Here is a 19,904-nt window from a genome sequence, read left to right as displayed (position 1 = left end):
CTCCTGACTGCAGACGCTCTCACGCATAGCCTACTGTTTCGGCTTTACCGACATCGCCATGGTGAACTGATCAGCACGACCGGTATAAGCCAGGTTGGACTTGTAGGCCCAGACGCTGCTTTCGAAATGCAAGGGAATGAATGCATTGCTTTCGAGGACGCGTGCACCGGCTTTCTGAAGCAACTCGGACCGCTTGGCATCGTCGAGAGTCGTGATCGCAGCCCGGATCAGCTTATCGAATTCGGCATCGGAATAGTCGCCGTAGTTCGATCCGCCGATAGTCTTGGCCTCGTCAGGCGTTGCCGGCCACTGCTTCAGGAAGGAAGATGCCTCGCCACTCGTGGAGCCCCACCCTCCAAGCGCGACGCTAAACTCTTTCTTGGATCTGCGTGGGAAATAGATTGCGCGCGTCATGGCATCCACATCCGCGCGGATGCCGACCTGAGTGAGATACTGCGCGACAGCCTGTGCGATTTGGCTGTCGTTGATATACCGGTCATTCGTCGTCGCAAGAGTGACCTGGAATCCCTTCGAATAGCCGGCCTCGCTGAGCAGCTTCTTCGCCTCTGCAGGATCGTACCGCAGCGCCGGCGGGTTCGGAAGCGTCCCGAACATCCCTGTCGGCAGGAATTGATAGGCCGGCTCCGCCGCGCCATCCATAATGCGCTTTACGATCGCGTCGCGATCGATCGCCAGCGACATTGCCTTACGCACCCGCGGATCCTGAAGCGGGTTCTTTCCATTGTCCGCCTTGACGAACGGGCTCTGCTCACGCCCAACGTCGAGCTGGAAATAGATCACGCGCGTCGATGGGGTAACGACATAGCTGAAACGCTTGTCGTCCTTTATCCGGCCAAGATCACGCGCCGCAGGGTTCTCGACCACGTCGTAGTCTCCCGCGAGCAAGCCTGCGAGCCGCGGACCCGGGTTGGGAACGGGAATGAAACGCACGCTGGTCCAGGGCTCTGCCGGACCCCAGTATTTTTCGTTGCGCTCGATTTCAATTCCCGTGCCACGCACGTAACTCTTGAACTTGTACGGGCCGGTGCCGATGGCGAGCTTACCATCGTTGAAGTCCCCTACGACAGGCCAGTTCCCGGTGACGCCGCAGTTCTTGGCAGGATCGAATGTGAGCTTGTCATGAGGAACGATGGAGGAGCTCAGGATGCCAACGCTTGAAAGGAAATTCGGCAGGAGCGGATCAGGTGCTTTGGTCGTGATGACGAGTGTCTGGGGGTCAGGCGCCTCGACGGCCGCAAAGTTGCCGGTGATGTCGGCGAAGGATCCGGCGATGGCCGTCTCATTCTTCAAAGTGCGGCAGAAAGTGAAGATGACGTCCTCAGCAACAAAAGGCTTGCCGTCTGAAAACGTCACGTTCGGACGCAACTTGAACGTCCACTTGTTCTGCCCGTCGTTCTCCCAAGAGGTGGCAAGTCCGGGGAGAAGCTTCTGCTTCTCGTCCTGCTTGGTCAATCCTTCGAAGATATGAGCCGCCAAGGCGTTGTTCGGGGTCAAATCATGATAATGTGGATCAATTGCGGTAGGCTCCGAACTCAGTGCGATCCGCAGAGTCTGGGCCAGGGCAGGCCCGCTCAGCAGGCAGGTGCCGGCCACAAACGCAAATAACATACGATTACGCATGGATGATCTCCGTTCCCTTGTTACTGTCTTTGACAGATTTATTTTCGAACTTTAGAAATCATGAAAAAATTATGACGTCAACCTATCCGGAGTACCGATGTCACCTCCTCTGAAGCCGACGACGGACCTCGCCAATCGCATTGGGGGCGTCTACTCTTCCTTGAGCGGGGCTCATCGTCGCGCGGCGGATTTTGTCCTGCAAAATCCGCTCGATACGGCGACAATGACCATCGAAGGGTTAGCAGAGAGAAGCGGGACTTCGACCGCAACCGTCACACGTTTCGTGCGCAGTTTGGGTTATGGCGGTTACGGCGAGTTTCGCGCCGCCCTTTCAACCGCCCTCAAACTTGCGATGGGCCCGGTAGACGACCTCGCAGACGCCCGTGCCTCCGCCGGATCGACATTCACAACCTTTGTTACCGCCCTCAAGGATCAGGCCGCGAATCTGGCAGACACCATCTCCACCTTGGATGAGGAAACTTGCTCCCAGATTATCGATGCGCTCCTGCAGGCCCGGCGGATTTTCATCGTTGGATCGGGCGCGAGCCATCATGTGGCCGCCTACCTTGAAGAAGGCCTCGCGCTTTATCTTGATGCGAGCGTCATCTTCGCATCGTCTCGCGTGGGGCCGGAGCACGCCATACGGCATATGATGTCGGCGGGCCCGGACGATCTCATACTCGCGATTTCCATGCCGCGTTATTCTCGGGCAACCGTCGAATTGATAAGTCTTGCCAAGAAGCGCGGCGCGACATTGATCGCACTAACCGATGCACCGACATCGCCACTGGCGCGCATCGCGAACAAGACCTTGTTTGCCCCCGCGCGAAATCGACTTCTGCCCAATTCTCCCTCAGCGATGTTCGCGCTCGCTGACGCAATCATCATCGCTGTTGCGCGGGAGCGGCCAGATGCAGTCGAAGCATTGAAGGAACTCAGTGAAAGCCTTCTCTGGACTTTCTATTAAGGTATCCATCAAGCTCCGTCACACTCGGCGACAAAGGAGCGTCTCCACAATTCACTGCTCGGGGACAAGGGAGAAGCCAATGAAAGTGGGTCTGGTCTTCTCGACCGGAATGCCCGACTGGCGGATTCCATGAATCCGCCAGGGATCGGGCTGAGCCGACCTCCCGTTCTAGAAGACTCGCTCGCTCGCCACGCCGAAATAGCAAAGCCCATCGCCGAGTTTCGGATTCTCGTTCGGAAAAATGATGAAACCCGGGCCCGGTGCAACGACAGTGTCGCCGTTGGCTCGCGAGACCAGCGCTTCCCCCGCGTGGACTGCGTCCCCGGTCTTCCATTGACCCGCCAGGCAATCGCCTTCGGCTTCGCATAAGAGTACATCGATAATCTGGATGGCGTTTTGAGCGGAGACCTGCGGCGGCGGCGCATCGATGATCTGCAGATGGGACAGGGCGTTCAGGATAGCCGAATACCCGACTTCCACGGAGGCGGGGTCGTCATGGCTCCCGCATTCCAGCGTGACCCCATATCCTCCCGCAAAGCGCATGTACTCAGTGGAGCCGACGCCTTCCGCACTGCTCGGATTGGTCAATCCGAGGTTCGCCCGCTTCTTCAGGAATTGATCGTAGACGCCGAGCCATCCATGGATGACCGTTTGCGTGCCAAGACGAACGGCAAACTCGCCCTCCGGCTTCGCATATCGAAAAGGTTCAATAGCCCCGGAATTGTCTAAAGGACCCGCGAACACGAAAGATTCACCTTCTCCACGGAATGAGTGAATATCCAAAAGGACGTCATGTTGCCGTAGAAAAGCGCAAATCCTGTTGCCGACTCGATCTTCATAGTTCTCAGGAACCGGCTTGTCCCGCAGATCGCGATTGAGATTCCGATCACCCTCGCGGGTGCGCTGACGATAGGCCTTGAGATTCGCAATCGGGACAAAGGTCACTTCGCCACGGCGGATCTTCAGGCGGCCGGAACGGCAATCGGAAATCGCCCGCATGATGGCTTGCGGCCCGCAGGGCTCGTTCCCATGGACCGCTCCCATGATGATCAGCTTAGGTCCAGGCTGAAGTCCGACGAACCGTATCGCTTCCAACGGATCATCAGGGGTTGAGACTTTCTCGTCTGGCGCTTCCGCATAGTTGATATCGATAACCATGCCGGGCTTGAGACGGCGTATGAACTCCGTCATTTTCTCCTGTGGAACGCCAATGCATCCTGCTGTGCCTCTCATGTCGCTCCGTGCAGCATGAATGAACAATGCACTGCCTCGCCCCACCTCCGGCACCGCGTCGTTATACCCAATCGGGACGATGACATCGAACAGGTTCTCGTCTCGGGCGCGGGAAAGCTCGTCCTCAGGGCGCTCACCGCCTGCCGCATAAACGAGCCGGTTGTAGTTTTCACCTTCCTCTTCCCAGATCATGCCTGGCGTCATCGGAACGAAGGGAAAAGCGAGATTACCAGGGAAGTCAGGCAGAGCCTCGGGATTGAAGAAGCCGTAGCGCAGAGGAAAAACCCCGATGGGCGTTCGCTTGTCCCCTTCCCGCTTCAGCGTCATGGGAGCCAACCCGCCTGCGCCGACAGTGCATGGGATACTCCAGTCGCCGATGCTGAGAGTGCCGATCGACGGGTTTTCATCTGGACGAGAAGCACGAATGGAAATTGTCGGGACTTGAGCCATAGGGACGCTATCCATGAATTTGCTCTTCTTTCAGCCTCGGAACAAAGAGCTCGTGCACTCTCCGGCAGCGCACGTAATGCCCTGCTGAAACTTCTTCCAGCTCCGGCGTGGGCGGCATGCGGCAGATATCTGCCATCTCCGGACAGCGGGGATGGAAGCCGCACCCTGTGGGCGGCTGCAGCGGATTTGGAATTTCTCCCGTGATCTTGGCGCTGCTGCCGCGCTGGAATGGATCAGGAATTGCGGCGATCAGGGCGCGGGTGTAGGGGTGCGCCGGATTGCTGAAGATCGTCTCCCAGGTGCCGGTCTCGACAATGCGTCCGAGATACATCACGGCCACTCGGTCGCTCATATGCTCGACGACCCCGAGATCATGGCTGATCATGATATAAGACAGCCCCAGGGTTTCCTTGAGCTCAAGCAGCAGGTTGATGATCTGTGCCCGGATCGAGACGTCAAGCGCGGAAACCGGTTCGTCGAGGATGACGATCTTGGGTTCGAGGATTAGGGCGCGGGCGATACCGATGCGTTGCCTCTGACCACCGGAGAATTCGTGCGGGTAACGGTCGGCAGCTTCCGGACGCAGTCCCACGCGCTTGAGGATGTCCGCGATACGACCATCGATCTCGCTTGCGGATTTGACACCGTGGACACGAAGAGGGATTTCAAGTGTCTTGCGGATGGTCTGGCGCGGATTGAGAGAGGAATATGGGTCCTGGAACACCATCTGGGTGATCCGTGCCCGGGCCATGCGGTCAAGCCCGTCGTCGATCGCGCGACCACCGACAACGACCCTTCCATGGGTCGGCTGCTGCAACCCCAGAATCGAGAGCGCCAGCGTCGACTTTCCGCAGCCTGACTCTCCCACAAGGCCCAAGCATTCGCCGCGCCTGAGTTCCAGATCGACCCCATTCACCGCATGCAGATGGCGTCGTGGCTTTCCGAGGAAGCCCCCTCCGACAGGAAAGTGCACGGCGAGATTTTCGATCCGCAGGATCACATCGTCTGACATATTATTCATGATGATGGCACCGAACGAGACCGCCATTGGCGAGAGGTGTCACACCAGGATCTTGGCCCCTGCAAATATCGGTCGCCGCATAGCAGCGCGGATTGAAACGACAGCCGGCCGGAAACGCTGCCACGGGCGGGACGACACCCGCGATCTCCTTGAGCCGTTGACGTCCGTGTTTCAGGCGCGCGCCGAGCAACGGAAGAGAGGCGACGAGCCCGCTGGTATAGGGATGGCTCGGGTTTTGGAAGATCTCATCGGCATAGCGCTCTTCCACGAGACGCCCGGCATACATGACGCCAACGCGCCGGCACATATTCGCGATCAGGCCGAGATCGTGGCTGATCATGAGCACGGCGGTTCCCCGGGCGGCAGAGAGATCCCGTATCAGCTCCAGGATCTCAGCCTGAACCGTAACGTCGAGAGCTGTCGTCGGCTCGTCGGCCAACAAGAGATCGGGTTCACAAGCCAGGGCAATGGCAATCATGACGCGCTGGCGCATTCCGCCCGACAATTGATGCGGATAGTCCTTGATCCGTCGCTCGGGAGCAGGCACCCGGACGCTCGCCAGAGCCTCAACCGACATTCGCTCGGCTTCTCGCCAGGATGCTCCCTTGTGGAGCACGAACATTTCCGCGATCTGCCGGCCAATCGGCGAAAGCGGGTTAAGCGCCGTCATTGGCTCCTGGAAGATCATCGAGATGCGATTGCCCCGAAGCTTGCGCATCTCACCGGGTGAAAGATTTTGGATCTCGCGGCCATCAAACCGGATCTTTCCCCCGCCTATGCTGAGGGGGTGGCGAAGAAGACCGATCAAAGCAAGCGATGTAATGCTCTTCCCGCAACCGGACTCACCGACGAGGCCGAAGGTTTCGCCGCGCTCAATGGTAAATGAGATGTCCTGGACGGCCGGAAACCTGGTGTCGCCGACAGTCAGGTCGATCCGAAGATTCTCGACTTCGAGGAGGGGGTTCCCGCTCATGCACGTCGTGTCCGTGAGTGAGGATCGAGAATGTCGCGCAATCCGTCACCGAGCAGGTTCAACCCCAGAACAGTGATGAAAATGGCAAGTCCCGGAAAAATCGAAATCCAAGGCGCCGTGGTGATCTGATCGCGGGCATCGGACAGCATGCTTCCCCAACTCGGAAACGGGGGGCGTATGCCAAGGCCAAGGAAAGACAGCGCCGCTTCTGCAAGAACCGCGCCACCCATTCCAAGCGTTCCGATGACGATGATGGGTCCGAGCATATTCGGCAACAACTGCGTCAGCATGATCCGAATATCGCTGTAGCCCAGGACCTTTGCCGCCTGAACATAGCCTTGGCTTTTCAACGATAGAGCCGACGCTCGCGCGAGGCGGCACGTGAATGACCAATTGGTGAGCCCCAATGCAATCAGGAGACTGGTCAGCCCCGGGCTGAGGATGGCCATGATGGCGAGGGCAAAAATCAGGGACGGGATCGCCAGCATCATGTTGGTGAGGCCGTTGACGACATCGTCCCACCAACCGCCCCAGTAACCGGCCGACAGGCCGAGGCAAACGCCGATCACCGTGTTGATCAACTGAGAGACGATGCCGACCGTGAGGGAAACCCGGGCGCCGTAAAGCACTCTGCTATAGATATCCCGGCCTTGAGCATCCGTGCCGAACCAGAACTCGGTTCCTGGCGGCTCCTCCGCATACATGAGGTTCGCGTCCATGACCGGATCGGTATGGGCCAGCCACGGGGCAAGCAGGCCCGTAACGACCACGGTCGTAAAAAGAACTCCACCGATCAAAAGATTGGCTCTGATTCTCATGCCGTTGCCTCAGCTGTACTTGATGCGTGGATCAATGACCGCGCAGAGGACATCGACGAGAGTATTGATCAGCAGAAATAGCAACACGATCACCAGGATCGATCCTTGTACCACCGGGATATCGCGCAAGGTGACACTGTCTACGAGCAGCGATCCGAGACCGGGCCAGGAAAAGAGCTTCTCGACCACAACCGCTTGGCCGATGACGGTTCCAAACTGAAGGCCGATCGTGGTCAGAACGATAACGAGAGCATTCCGCGTCAGGTGCCATTGCACCACCCGACGTTCGCTCATTCCCTTGGCCCGCGCGGTGCGGACGAAATCGGCATTCATGATGTCGAGTACCGCAGCTCGGGTCGTTCGCGCCAGCAGAGCCATGGGTGCGACGCCCAAAGCAACTGCCGGCAGGATCAGATAGCGAAAGCTGCCGTCGCCATATCCAAAACTCGGAAGCCACCCGAGAACCAGCGCGAATAGATACATCAGCATCAATCCGAGCCAGAATTTCGGCAATGAAAGGCCGGAAACAGCCGTCACCATGGACACCATGTCGACCCAGCTATCCGACCTCAGCGCTGCGATGAACCCAAGCGGCACTCCGATCACGATCGCAAACACCATGGACGCGAAGGCAAGCTGTGCCGTAGGCCACAGCCGGTCTGCGATCACGCTGATCACAGGTTGACGCGTTCTGAAGGATGTCCCGAGATCGAAGCTTGCAAGCTGTCTGATGTACTTTCCGAACCGGACATAGACCGGATCGTCATAGCCGAACTCCTTGTTCATGCGCGCCATGATCTCAGGGTCCAGCACGCTGCGTCCGTCTTCGCTCATACTCGATGCGAAAGTGCCGGGAATTACGCTGAACAGGACAAAAATAAGAGCCGCGACAGCAAAAATGATCGGCAATGTCTGCAGCAGGCGCCGCACGATGAATGTCAGCATTCAGGACTCCAGCCTGACGCCCGGGCGCGGAGCCCGTGGCGTCAGGATTCACGATTTAGTGGATCGTCTGCACTTAACCTCGCCTACTTCGAGGCTGGCGAGGACTCGTCGACCCACATCTCCTCGTAGTTCTGAATGGCGAGTTCCGTCGCGTTCGGCTGCAGCCCCTTGAGCCAGGGCTGGTATGCCATCACCGCTTTGTTGTAGTTGAAGAACCACATCGGCGCTTCTTCGTAGACGATGGCGTTGGCCTTCTTCAGATTTTCGATACGCTTCTCAGGATCGGAGGTCGCACTCGCTTCGTCGAGAAGCTTGTCGAACTCGGGGTTCTTGAACAAGGTGTAATTGCAGGCCGTCTGTGGCGTTGCCGAGTGGAAGCACTTCAGCGCGGCCAGGGGATCCGGTCCCGTCGAGAGCGACCAGATGAAAGCCTGATACTCGCCCTTTCGTGCAACCTCGGAGAGCACCGTGCCTTCGACAGGCTTGATCTTGACCTTGATGCCCACCTTTTCCAGCATCGGGATCGCCGCTTCGACAATCGGAATGCCCCAGCTTTCATTGGAAGTCGCAGTCCACTCGAACTCGAACCCCTGAGGATAGCCTGCCTCGGCCAACAGCTTCTTGGCCTTCTCGGGATCATAGGCATAAGGCTTCAGGCCGGTGTCGTACGCCGGTGAGGACAACGGCAACCAGCTCGTGGCGCGATAAGCCTTTTCCTTGTTCAGCCGCTTGATGATCAGATCGGCATCGATCGCGTGGTTGATCGCTTGCCGAACCCGCTTGTCGGCAAAGGGCTTGAAGGTGGGATTCAGACCCATGACGCGGGTATAGACCTCCGCGACTTCGAGAATCCCTTTCGAGAGCGCCGGATCGGCCTTATAAGCCACGTATTGCGCCGGTCCGAGGATCGAGGCGTCGATCTCCTTGTTCCGGAAAGCGACGTCGCGCGCGGCCGCCTCGCCGATGATCGAGATCACCACCTTGTCCGCATAAGGCATTCCCGGCTTATAGAACTTCTCCCACCGCTCCGCCGCCAGGCGGGAACCGGGAACATATTCCGAGAACTTGTAGGGACCAAGGCCGATCGGCTTCGAGTTGAACGAGTCCTTGCTCGCTTCATCGGCCGGATAGATCGAGAGCATCGACTGGTAGAAGTAATAGCCGGGATCCACCTTCTCGGTCAGGGTCATTTCGATGGTGTGATCGTCGATCTTCTTGAGACCGGATATTTCCTTGGCTTGCCCCTTCTCGACCTCGACCGCGCCTTTGATGATGCGGATATAGCGCGCGCCCGGATAGGCCTTGCTTCCGTCCATCAGACGCGTGAAGGTCCAGATGATGTCATCCGCGTTCATCGCGCGGCCATGATGGAAGATCGCATCGTCGCGCAGCTTGTAGGTATAAACCAAGCCGTCGCTCGATACGCTCACCGATTTTGCAAGCTCCAGTACGGGCTTGTTGTTGACCGCATCCCAATTATACAGCGTGCGATGAATGGCCTTGGCCCAGATTTCGTCCTGGGCGCGGTTGGACGTATGAATATCGAGATTGGCGAAACTCGAGCCGTAGGGCGCCGTAAAGCGGATCGTACCGCCCTTACGAGGGGTCTGCGCCTCGGCAACCCCACCGATAACGAGGGCAAGCGCCGTTGTTGCGATTAGCTTCTTCCACACAGTTGATCCTCCATGACGTTTGGCGTCCACGGCGTCGCCGGCTAAAGCCGGACCGCTCGGCCACAAGCATTCCGTCGTCAGTGCATTTTGGCGTCCAGGCGCGTCCCTCTTGTTTTTTAAGTCACGCCAAGACGATCGTGAACAATCGCACCTCCTCGGATCGTAAGATCGCAATATGTGTTGTCAAGCAGATCCTCGGGCTTCGCAGTCAGGAGGTTTCGCGAGAACACGGCGATATCCGCCAGTTGTCCTTCCACGAGACGTCCCTTGGTATTTTCCAGTTTCTGCGAGAACGCGCCGAACTCCGTGTAAGCTTGAAGCGCCTCTTCAATCGTGACACGCTCGCGGGCATCCATGACGGTTCCCTTCCATGTCTTGCGTGTGAGCATGCTGTAGAAATTCGGGAACGGATTCGGATCACAGACTGGCGCATCGCTTCCCGTGGCAGGCTTGAGACCAAGATCGAACCATGTCTTGAAGGGATAGCTGCTCAATCCTCTTTCTTCACCGAGCACGGACACATAGGCATCGCCGAAATCGTAGATGAAAACCTGTTGCGGGCACGGATAGATGCCGGCTTTCAGCATGCGCTCATGTTGTTTTGGGGTGGAAAAGCCGGAATGCTCGATGCGGTGCCGCCGGTCCGGATCGGGAAGCTCCTCGAGGGCGCGTTCATAGGCGCCGATCAATTGCTCGATGGCGGCATCGCCAATGGCATGACAGGCAAGCTGATAGCCTTTGGCATGCGCGTCCATGACCAGAGCGTCGAGCTCGTCATCCGTCAGAATCTTGACCCCGGTCGTCCGATCCTCGCCGAGATAAGGCTCGGACATCCATGCGGTGCGACCGCCAGCCGAACCGTCGAGGAAATACTTGACCGCGCCGATCATCAGCATGTCGTCGCCCGTGCCGGAGATCAGGCCCGCTTCGTAGCATTGCGGAACGATCGTGCGATCAGGATCTCCCAGTAGCGTCAGCCATGTTCTGACAGGCAGTCGCCCTTCCCGTTTGGCGCGATGATAGGCGGAAATTTCCGAAAATCCTCCTCGCTGGCCGACCGCCGCATCCATGCAGCTCGTGATGCCGTAGGACAGGAGGTAGCGCCCGCCCCGCTCGATGGCGGCGACGAGGTCGTCCTCCGTTGGGGATGGGATGACGGCCCAGACAGGTCCGCGCGCGTTCTCGGCCAGGAGACCGGTAAGACTTCCGTTGCGTTGCTCGATAAGGCCGCCGGCGGGCGCAGGCGTGCTCTCGTCGATCCCTGCGAGCTGCAGCGCGTGCGAATTGCAGATCGACACGTGACCGCACGTCCGTACGACCATAACCGGATTATCCGGCGCGGCCGTGTCGAGTTCGCTACGGTGCGGGTGACGTTCGACGTCGAGCTTGGTCTGATCATAGCCGCGAGCAAGAATCCATTCACCCGGGCGCGACTTGGACGCCCGCTCCCGAACTTGCGAAAGAAGTCCGTCGAGGGTCGGCGCCGATGCGGGAGTCACGTCGACCCAGTCCATCATGAAGCCGAGAGACACCAGATGCAGGTGTGAATCGTTGAGTCCGGGGGTCGCCAAGCGTCCGTTGAGATCGATCACACGCGTTGCGGGCCCGATGAGCGGCGCAATCTCCTTTTGGCTCCCGACAGCCAGGACCCGGCCCTGCCACACCGCAAGGGCCTCGGCGACCCCCTCCTCCCGTCCGCACCAGATCGGACCATTCTGCAAAACGACATCTGCTTTAGGCGACACGACAGAGTTCTCCTTCAACGCATCCTTGGATGCTCATTCGTGCGTAGGAACGAGCGAGGGTTGGCCGGTCACAGCGGATCGAGGGGCCAAATGGGTCTGCGGATATTTTTATAGGGGCGCTCCAAGAAGTTCCGTGTCGACAACGCTCCCGTGTCGACCTCGATCACCTCCCGCGAAATCGGCTCGAACGCCGCACGAAAATGCTGCATCGACTTGACGATGATCGTCGATTTTCGCGTAGGATCGACACCAAGCGAGGTGAACTGTCCAAGATCCGTCGCCTGACCATTATGGCTGATCACGATGATCTCGACCCCGCCCACGCGCAGCAGGGCGCTCAAACCGTAATTGCGTCGCGCGCCGCCGCCCATCGGTCCATAAGCGATAAAGCTGCCGTCCGTCAGTGCGGCCACATGCGCCGTCACCTTGATGGGACCGCCGCCCATGGATGGATCGACCTTGCCACCCAGCATGAGAGTCACGCTGTTTCCGACACCGGCGGCCTGAGCCTGCAAGGCCGCTTCGGGGTCGCAGATGGCGTAGAATCCGACATTCTGCAGATCCGCATCCAGCACGGCTTGAAGAAGGCGCGTCGCGTCTCCGTAGGCACCGGAACCGGGATTGTCCGAATAATCCGCGATGACGAGCGGCTTGTCGGCTCTCCCCTCGCCCGCCTTGGCCTTCGCAATCGCTTGCTCGAGAGGCGTGAAGTGGATCGATGAAAACGTCCGCTGCTCCCACACATAGTCCATCAATTCGTCGGCGATGGATTGTGCGGATGTCAGATCATTAGCCGTTACCGCAATGGACGGCCCGATATCCTGCACATCCGCAGATGAAAAGCCGGCCTGAACACTGACCACGAGAGCCTGCCCTGCGGCCTCGATCCGGTCTCCCCGGGACAGAAGCTCCATCATGGGCGGCGAGGTCGTGCGGCCGCCATCCAACGCATAAAGGATCGGCCGGCGGGACACCGCAACCTTCGGGCTAATCTCTCCCCCCATGGCCTTCTCGAGGAGCTCCGCCGCCTGCCAGGTCCGCTCGTATTGATCGATGTGCGGATATGTCCGGTAGGAGATCAGGGCATTTGCATTGGCGGCCATCTTCTGCGTCAGCGTCGCATGCAGATCCAGCACCGCCATGATCGGTATATTCGGACCTACGCGTGAGCGGATACGGGCAAGCAGCTCGCCCTCCCCGTCGTCATGCGTCTGAGTGGACATCGACCCGTGCAGATGCAACAGGACCCCATCCACTCCCTGGCAGGAATTGAGAATCCGCTCGGAGACCGCGTCGAAGAAATCGTCCGTGACCCGGCCGGACGGATTCGCGGAGGTCACAATGGGATGAACGACGCTCCAGCCATACTTCTCGGCCGCCTCGAATGCAGCGCCCATCGAGGTGCGCGTGCCGCCGAACGCGCCAGGAATATCGTTATCGAGATAGTAGCAGCTGTTCCGGAATGCGTTCTCGTCGGTCACTTGGACGCTGAACGTATTTGTCTCGTGCATGAACTCAGCCACAAGGACGCGGTTCACCATCTTGCTTTTCTCCCTCCCACGGGCCTTCGAAGCCGCTTACCGACCTAGCCGCACGACACCTTCTCCGAGGCGATTGACGGGGCTGGCCTTTGAGGGATGGTGACAAAGGCAAATAATTTCTGCAAATATCAACTTCTGCTCAATTCATTCATTTTTGATATGAGGCTCTCTGAGTGTGACATTATCTCCTCGGCATATCGAAATCTTCCATGCCGTCATGTTGTCCGGCAGCGTCACCCAGGCCGCCATAGCGCTGCGGACCTCCCAGCCGACCGTGAGCCGGGAAATCAAGGAGTTCGAGCGCTCCCTGGGCTTTCTGCTCTTCACCCGAAAAGGCCGGAGCCTCGTTCCCACCGAGGCCGCCATTTCCCTGCACGGTGAAGTCCGCAGGTCCTTCGTCGGGTTGGAAGAGATTGGGCGGACCGCGGAAGCCATCCGGGCGAATGCATCCTCCCATATCAAGATCGTATGCATGCCGGCCTACAGCACGGCCCTCCTTCCATCCCTGTGCCGCGGTTTCCTCCAGAACAATGAAGCCATCCGTCTGAGCATCCACGCCCTCGGCAATTCGGTTCTGTCGGCCGGTGCCTCCGCGCAGCACTACGACATTTGCCTCATCGAGGCGGATCTTGGTTTCGCCGGTTGGAGTTCGACCAGCATCAATGCCGGGGAGCAGGTATGCATTGCCCCCAAGGGCCACCCCCTCACCCGCAAGAGCATTCTTGGTCCCGCAGACTTCGAGGGCGTCGATTTCATCTACTTCTCGGCGGAGGATATGTATCGGCGAAAGCTGGACAATGTGTTCCGCGAGCATGGCGTCACCCGTCGGCTCAGGATGGAGGTGTCCACGGCGGCAGCAGTCTGCTCCCTGGTGGCGCAAGGACTCGGGGTGTCGATCATCAACCCGATCAGCGCCGCCCATTGCCTCAACCAAGGCGTGGAGATGCGTCGCCTCTCCTTCTCAATTCCCTATATCGTCCGGCTGCATAGGAACCAGAGCACCGGCAATCCGCGGTCTCTCAACACCTTTGCGGATCAATGCGTCGAAGCCATCATGAACATTCGGCGACAGGTGCAGGATGGCCTTGCCCTTCATGCCGAAGTGCTTCCGGCCATGTGATTGCGAAGGGCGTCGTTAACACCGAAACAGGGATCCCCGATAAGCCGAGCACGGCCTGGCCTGCACGATCGCCACCGTCAGGCGGTCGTCAGATCCACAGGAAGCCGCCCCGAAAATGCGACGGTCGCCGTTCCGGTGAGAGTCAGGCTCTCGTCATCGTGAACCTCGACGTGCAATTGCCCTCCGGGCATGTCGACCATGACCCTATGATGCTGTGTCAGCCCACGGCGTCGAGCTGCGAGCACGGCCGCACAGGCTCCGCTGCCGCAGGCGCGGGTCAGGATCCCTGGACGCTCCCATACTACCAGCCTGATGACATCCGGTGATGCCATCTCGGCGACGCCGACATTGGCCCCTTCGGGGAGCATGGGATCGTTCTGGATGGCCGGAGCCCAACGAGCCACGTCAATTTCGTCGCGACTTGCAACAAAGAAAACGAGATGCGGGTTGCCCACATTCACCGCGGTCGGCTGCTGAAGCGGACCTGAGGCAAGATCGAGGGCGAGGGTATCGGTTTCCAACGCAAGGGGAATGCTCCAGCAATCCCATTTGGGGGCAGGCAAACGTAGAGCGACCGCATGATCGTGCGTGCGCGCGGCCTCGATCATGCCTCCAAGGGTCTCAAGAACCAGGCGATCGCCGCCACTTTCGTTCAAAAGGAGCCATGCAACGCAGCGCGTTGCGTTGAGACAAGTCTGCGCCTCGGCACCATCAACGTTGTAGATCCGCATCCAGGCGTCTGCACCTGCTGCTGACGGTTCGATCACCAGCAGTTGATCACCACCGACGCCGACGTGGCGGTCGCAGATCCAACGGATTTCTTCGGGCCTGGGTCGAAAGGCTTGCTCCCGACCATCGACAACGACGAAATCGTTGCCAAGACCGTGCATCTTCAAGAAGGGGCGCCCGCTGGGCAGAATGGAGAGCACGTCGCTGTACTGCATGGAAAGGGGAAGCCGGTCTGTCTCGAGCCCGAGGTTGAACATTGGGTTCCGTCGTCGAAAGCGTCAAGCTTCCGTTGTTTAACCCCACCTAGACAATAGTTGATCCCCAGACCCTGTTGCCGCTCCGAAGGCACCAAGGGCGGTGCGGAACGAATCCGGTCCTGCCATTTGAGAAACGCAACGCCGCTGTTCACATTCGTCTTCTGCGGCCGAACCACCGCTCGGCGGGGGATGCTAGGAGAGTGGCCGAGATCACAACGGCGGCGCCGAGCCACAGGGAAGACGACGGAATTTCCCCAAAGTAGAGCCAGCCTGCGGCTCCCGAAAAGATGATTGAGAGATATCCGATCGGAGCCAGAAGCCGCGCCTCCTGCTTTTGATAGGCCTGGAGCCAGCAATACTGCCCAATCTGAGCCAGGATGCCGATGAGGATGATGCTCGGGGCTTCGTTCCAGGGGATCGGCATCCAAACGATCCCGGCGGGGATCGCGGTCAGTGCCGTCAGGCCAATGGTGTAGAACAACATCAGCACAACCGTATTCTCATCGGCAAGGCGCCTGGTCTGGACAACGGCGAGGGAGCCGAAGAAGACCGATCCGAACGCGGCCGCCAATCCTAGATTCCACGCTATCGCATCCGGCCGAACCATGATGACGACACCAAAGAACCCCAACAGAGCAAACACATAACGGATCCTGCTCACATTCTCCTTAAGGAGAAGCGCCGCCATGATCAGTAGCAGGAGTGGCCGGGTGAACCCGATGGCCGTCACCAATGCCAGCGGCAGGGACGCGAAGGCCGCGAAATTCAGGGTCAGGGCAATCGAGTTGAAGCCGACCCGCGCGAGATGACCACGAACGTTCGATAGATCCGTCAACTTGGCCCGATGATGCCATGCCAGGGGCAATACCGAGATAAAGCCGACAAGTGAGCGCAGGAAGACCAGCTGGATGGCCGGATACGTATCCCCTTCTGCCTTCACGATGGCCTGCATGACCGTGACCAGAGCCATGTCGAGCAAAAGCCATCCCACGCTCCGCCACAAGGGTGCCGAGGAAGATGTCGGGACGGTTTTGGATTGGGCCGTCATCTCCTGTCGGAACTAAGCCGGCTGAACCAGATTCGCCAGAAGACGGAACGCACCGGGCACGAGCTTGTCCAACTGATGATGCAGCACGAGCGCCACATGGGTATGACGCCCACCTCCGATCCGGGCTGAAATGAGGGAGCCCTTCAAGGCCCTCTCGCTCGGGTCGTTCAGCGCGAGCAGTTCTTCATAAGCGGGATCGTATTCCGCCGCGAAGTAGAGTCCTCGCTCCTTGTCCCAGCCCCGCCAGTCGGCATCGACGATCTTATTGGGAGTGGTCAACAAGAAAGAATCCGGTCTCAGGACCTGCACAGGGGCGGCAGGATCCGTCACGCGCCAGCGGAGCGAGGGTGAACCGATCACGAGACGGCGCGGTGGCGTGCGGTCGGGATCCCAACCGTCCGTCGGCCGGTGGTAGAGCGTCACCAGATGTCCACCCTCCTCCACGAAGCGGTGCAGGCGCGCTGTCGCTGCCTGAAGGTCGCGCCGCAGCCCGAACGCGAAGATGCCGACGACGATAGTCGTAAACCGCGCGAGGGATCCTGTCGCGAGATCCGCCTCTTCGAGATCCGTTACGTCGAGGCCGAGACGACGCATGTGGTCGCCGACATGGTCGCTCCCGCCGCCCACATAACCGATACGCGCGTTCGCCGGGAGATCGATGTCGAGCGTCAGAACCTTGAGCTCCGAAGGTGCAACGAACGTCGCCGGCTCAATATGGGAGTAGGCAATGGTCTGGACCCGGCTTGCCGGTCGGCCGTCCACAATGGGAACGAGACTGGAAAGCCCAGTTGCCTGCTGGGGCGGTGGATCCACGATCCATTCGCCATGCTCCCGTCGGACGCCCCATCCTTCAGGCGCCAGCCATTCCGTCGGTTCAGCTCCCCGGGTCTGAACCCGTATATAGGATGTAGCCTCGCCGGACTTCCGCAGGATCATGGTGGGGTCGAGCACCAACGATTGCGAAGGCCCGATTCCAAACGAATTTTCAGAGTCGAGATCAATCGCGACGACGCGGCCGTCGATTTGGCCGGAGAAGCGGATCCCGGCTTCGCCATTGCCCCCTAAAGGATCGAAACCGGCCGGATAATTGCCCGTGTGGGACGCAGATGCAGGCACCGTGATCTCATAGTGAACATGTCCGGGCTTCCTGGCTGTCTCCGTTGCCTCGACGCCCTCCGGAAGACGCGGGAGGACGGAGACGTCAGGAAGGTCAGGCGCATCGAGATGGACATCGAGGCTCATCCGAGCCCCCGGATGGCACGAGCCGCTGAAGAAAGCTCGCGCCGTATTCATATGTGCCTCGAAGATGGCCGCATCGATTTCCCGCAGCGTGCGACGGAGGCGATGGCCGAAGCGATCCGCTGCATCCTGATCAAAGCCGCTCTTCGCCGTTTCGACGAGCCGCGCCGCCTGAACGAGCGCCTCGCGGATCCGCGGCCGGTTCGGGAACGCCATGATCGCCGCATCGATATGCTGCTGCGCCATGCGCAGGGCCGCAGCCGCTTCCTTCGTGATGCCCGATGCGGCAGCGATGTCTCCAAGATTTGCAGGGAGCTGATCGCGAATATCGTTCTCAAGGCCGGCCGAACCTTGAGCCCGACGTTTCAGATGAAGGCTCCATTGATCGGCCGAGTGATCTCGCCACACGCCCATGCCCTGCGATGCATGCGCGGCGCGCGACCATTCTCCAAGTTGGCGGTATGCCAGTCCGGTCACATCATCGCCGCCGGGAATTTCGACGCTCAGCGTCGCGGGAGGCGGAGGCACCTCGTCATCGTAGGCGTAGCCCGCACCGGACCATGCGGGCAGATAGAACTTCGAAACCTGCCAAGGCGCCAGACCGGCTTCCGCATGCTCTGGAAAGGCCGTGGGATCCGCCGCCAGGACGAACGCCTGTTCCGCCGCCCGCGTCATTGCCCGGTGGTGGCCGTGCTGTCCCGGCACGTCCAGGAAGGTCGGGATGACGATATCTGGCCGGTACTGGCGATACGCTCTGACGAGCCTTTCGAGGATCCGCTCCTCTCCCCATCGCCGGAGCGTATCGTCCCCGTTCTTGGAGAAGCCGAAGTCGTGGACCGGATCGTCGGGACCATGACCGAGCCATGCCACGTCCGCATCGATCCGGCGCGCTGCCTCCTCCATTTCGGCGGTCCTCAACACACCGAGGGCACCGCCCCGCTCCGAGCCGAGCGCGTTCTGGCCGCCCTCGCCTCTCGTGGAACAGGCCACCACGACGCGCATGCCATAAGCAAACCGCAGGGCCGCCAGGAGGCCGTTGGCCTCGTCGTCCGGGTGAGCACCGGTATTCATGACGGTCACGGTGGACTTCAGCCTGCTCAAAGCACGGTGCAGGCGCACCAGGGCCGGCTGGTGAACCGCGCCCGCGAGGCGGCGATGGTCATCCGACAAGAGAAATCTCCTCGTAGGGCTGCTCCCGGTGGACCGCCTGCGCGGTGTCGAGCCGTGGCGTCATCGTTTCCAAAAGCGGCAGGGCGGCGGCGCCGAGAGCAGCCGTCATCCGCCCCGTTCGCCCATGGATCAGGCGCGCTTCGTTCCGGTTTCTCCGGCGTGCGACAGAGAGAGGAAGCGGCTGCATCGCCTGAGTCAGATCCTCGAGCAGCCCCGGCGGCAGGGCGCCGCCGATCACGATGGCTTCCGGATCGAACAGGTTTTCGAGCATCGCGATTTGCGGCGCGAGGTAGCCGGCCGCCTCGCGGATCCAGGCTTCGACGACAGGGTGCTTTTCGCGGTGAAGGTCTTCGAGATGCGCATAGTCGACATTCCGGATCCCGGCCGCCGCCAATCGCTCGGTCAGGGCATGAATGGAAGCATAGGCTTCAAGGCATCCGTGCTGGCCGCAGGAGCAGAGGCGCCCCTGCTTCTCCACGAGCACATGCCCCATCTCGCCGGCGTTGCCGTTGGCCCCGCGATAAGGACGGCCGTCGATCATGATGCCCAAGCCGAGGCCTTGCCCGAAATAGACGAGGCAGAAGTTCTTTAGATCCTTGGCCGCGCCGTGCAGGCGCTCGCCGACGGCGGCGGCCGTGGCATCGTTTTCAAGGGTGATGGGAAGACCCAGCATGCGCCCGATGCTGGCGGTGGCGTCGAAATTGAACCAACCGGACAAGGTCGTCGGGCCGACGGATGTCATGCCCTCGACATTGAAGGGACCCGGCATCACGACGCCTACTCCGAGAAGCTGGGGAATCGGTGTCTTCAACCCTGCCTGCGCCTTCTCGATCTCCTGTCTGATGACGGGGAGCACCGTTTCAGGATCGTTTCTGAGAAGCGCAACGCTCCGCTGCGACCGGACACGGCCTCCGATATCCACAAGAAGGGTGGAGATATGATCGGCGGCGATTTCGACCCCGGCGGTCATGCCGCCGTCCGGATTGACCGCGAACTGAATCGGCGGCAACCCGCGGCCGACCCTGAGGCGGCCGGTCTTGATGAGCAGTCCGTCCGCGACGAGATCATCGACGATGTTGGAAACCGCCTGGGTGCTCAGATGCGCATGGCGGGAAATTTCCATGCGCCCCACGGGCCCGAGCTGACGCACCACGTCCAACACGACACGGCGGTTGTGCGAGCGGTTGCGCTCAGGATTGCTTCCGATGGTCGCCTCGGCCCCGGGTTTGGATTTTCTCGGCATCGCCTTGCTCTCCACGCCATAACGATGCCGTGCGCATAAGAATAACTCAAGTGAATTATCTTATTGACAGGACATTAACTCTGGGGGAGCC

The 19,904-nt window shown here is 59.9% G+C and carries 15 protein-coding genes; 2 read left to right on the top strand and 13 right to left on the bottom strand.

Annotated elements, in window-relative coordinates:
* Positions 1-30 precede the first annotated feature (30 nt).
* Complete coding sequence (locus LJD17_RS08285; RefSeq protein WP_227383712.1) at positions 31-1,641, bottom strand: ABC transporter substrate-binding protein; 1,611 nt, start codon at positions 1,639-1,641, stop codon at positions 31-33.
* 97 nt (positions 1,642-1,738) lie between these two features.
* On the opposite strand from LJD17_RS08285, the gene LJD17_RS08280 reads away from it, so the two are divergent.
* Entirely contained in the window at positions 1,739-2,608 is an 870-nt protein-coding gene (locus tag LJD17_RS08280; protein ID WP_227383711.1) for a MurR/RpiR family transcriptional regulator, read from the top strand.
* Between the two features lie 168 nt (positions 2,609-2,776).
* Here LJD17_RS08280 and LJD17_RS08275 read toward each other — a convergent pair whose 3' ends face one another.
* From LJD17_RS08275 to LJD17_RS08240, 8 genes are all read right to left on the bottom strand, one after another.
* Complete coding sequence (locus tag LJD17_RS08275; protein WP_227383710.1) at positions 2,777-4,306, bottom strand: L,D-transpeptidase family protein; 1,530 nt, start codon at positions 4,304-4,306, stop codon at positions 2,777-2,779.
* Positions 4,299-5,312, bottom strand: a complete 1,014-nt coding sequence (locus LJD17_RS08270) for an ABC transporter ATP-binding protein (RefSeq protein WP_227383709.1) — start codon at positions 5,310-5,312, stop codon at positions 4,299-4,301. Before LJD17_RS08270 ends, LJD17_RS08275 begins: the two co-directional genes overlap by 8 nt.
* Positions 5,305-6,285 (bottom strand): ABC transporter ATP-binding protein, encoded by a 981-nt coding sequence (locus LJD17_RS08265; RefSeq protein WP_227383708.1) that lies wholly within the window; start codon positions 6,283-6,285, stop codon positions 5,305-5,307. The genes LJD17_RS08270 and LJD17_RS08265 overlap by 8 nt, the downstream gene beginning before the upstream one ends.
* On the bottom strand, positions 6,282-7,103 hold the full coding sequence (locus tag LJD17_RS08260) for an ABC transporter permease (RefSeq protein WP_227383707.1): 822 nt from the start codon (positions 7,101-7,103) through the stop codon (positions 6,282-6,284). The genes LJD17_RS08265 and LJD17_RS08260 overlap by 4 nt, the downstream gene beginning before the upstream one ends.
* 9 nt (positions 7,104-7,112) lie before the next feature.
* Positions 7,113-8,048, bottom strand: a complete 936-nt coding sequence (locus LJD17_RS08255; protein ID WP_227383706.1) for an ABC transporter permease — start codon at positions 8,046-8,048, stop codon at positions 7,113-7,115.
* An 83-nt stretch (positions 8,049-8,131) separates the two neighbouring features.
* Positions 8,132-9,721 (bottom strand): ABC transporter substrate-binding protein, encoded by a 1,590-nt coding sequence (locus LJD17_RS08250; protein WP_227383705.1) that lies wholly within the window; start codon positions 9,719-9,721, stop codon positions 8,132-8,134.
* 116 nt (positions 9,722-9,837) lie between these two features.
* Positions 9,838-11,466: an amidohydrolase gene (locus LJD17_RS08245; protein WP_227383704.1), complete on the bottom strand. Its 1,629-nt coding sequence runs from the start codon at positions 11,464-11,466 to the stop codon at positions 9,838-9,840.
* A 68-nt stretch (positions 11,467-11,534) separates the two neighbouring features.
* Positions 11,535-13,007: a M81 family metallopeptidase gene (locus LJD17_RS08240; protein ID WP_227383703.1), complete on the bottom strand. Its 1,473-nt coding sequence runs from the start codon at positions 13,005-13,007 to the stop codon at positions 11,535-11,537.
* A 175-nt stretch (positions 13,008-13,182) separates the two neighbouring features.
* Here LJD17_RS08240 and LJD17_RS08235 point away from each other — a divergent pair, with 175 nt between their 5' ends.
* Positions 13,183-14,127, top strand: coding sequence for a LysR family transcriptional regulator (locus LJD17_RS08235; protein WP_227383702.1), 945 nt, complete (start codon positions 13,183-13,185; stop codon positions 14,125-14,127).
* Between the two features lie 77 nt (positions 14,128-14,204).
* On the opposite strand, the gene dapF is transcribed toward LJD17_RS08235, so the two are convergent.
* From dapF to LJD17_RS08215, 4 genes are all read right to left on the bottom strand, one after another.
* Positions 14,205-15,113, bottom strand: a complete 909-nt coding sequence (gene dapF, locus LJD17_RS08230) for a diaminopimelate epimerase (RefSeq protein ID WP_227383701.1) — start codon at positions 15,111-15,113, stop codon at positions 14,205-14,207.
* 148 nt (positions 15,114-15,261) lie between these two features.
* Positions 15,262-16,104, bottom strand: coding sequence for a DMT family transporter (locus tag LJD17_RS08225; protein ID WP_227383700.1), 843 nt, complete (start codon positions 16,102-16,104; stop codon positions 15,262-15,264).
* 69 nt (positions 16,105-16,173) lie between these two features.
* Positions 16,174-18,570, bottom strand: coding sequence for a PIG-L family deacetylase (locus tag LJD17_RS08220; protein ID WP_406600779.1), 2,397 nt, complete (start codon positions 18,568-18,570; stop codon positions 16,174-16,176).
* Positions 18,560-19,813 carry an ROK family transcriptional regulator gene (locus tag LJD17_RS08215; protein WP_227383699.1) on the bottom strand — a complete coding sequence of 418 codons (1,254 nt, stop codon included), beginning with the start codon at positions 19,811-19,813 and terminating at the stop codon, positions 18,560-18,562. Before LJD17_RS08215 ends, LJD17_RS08220 begins: the two co-directional genes overlap by 11 nt.
* Positions 19,814-19,904 lie beyond the last annotated feature (91 nt).

The organism is Microvirga rosea (assembly GCF_020595095.1).
Lineage (GTDB): Bacteria > Pseudomonadota > Alphaproteobacteria > Rhizobiales > Beijerinckiaceae > Microvirga > Microvirga rosea.
This window is presented reverse-complemented; position numbering and strand designations above follow the sequence as displayed.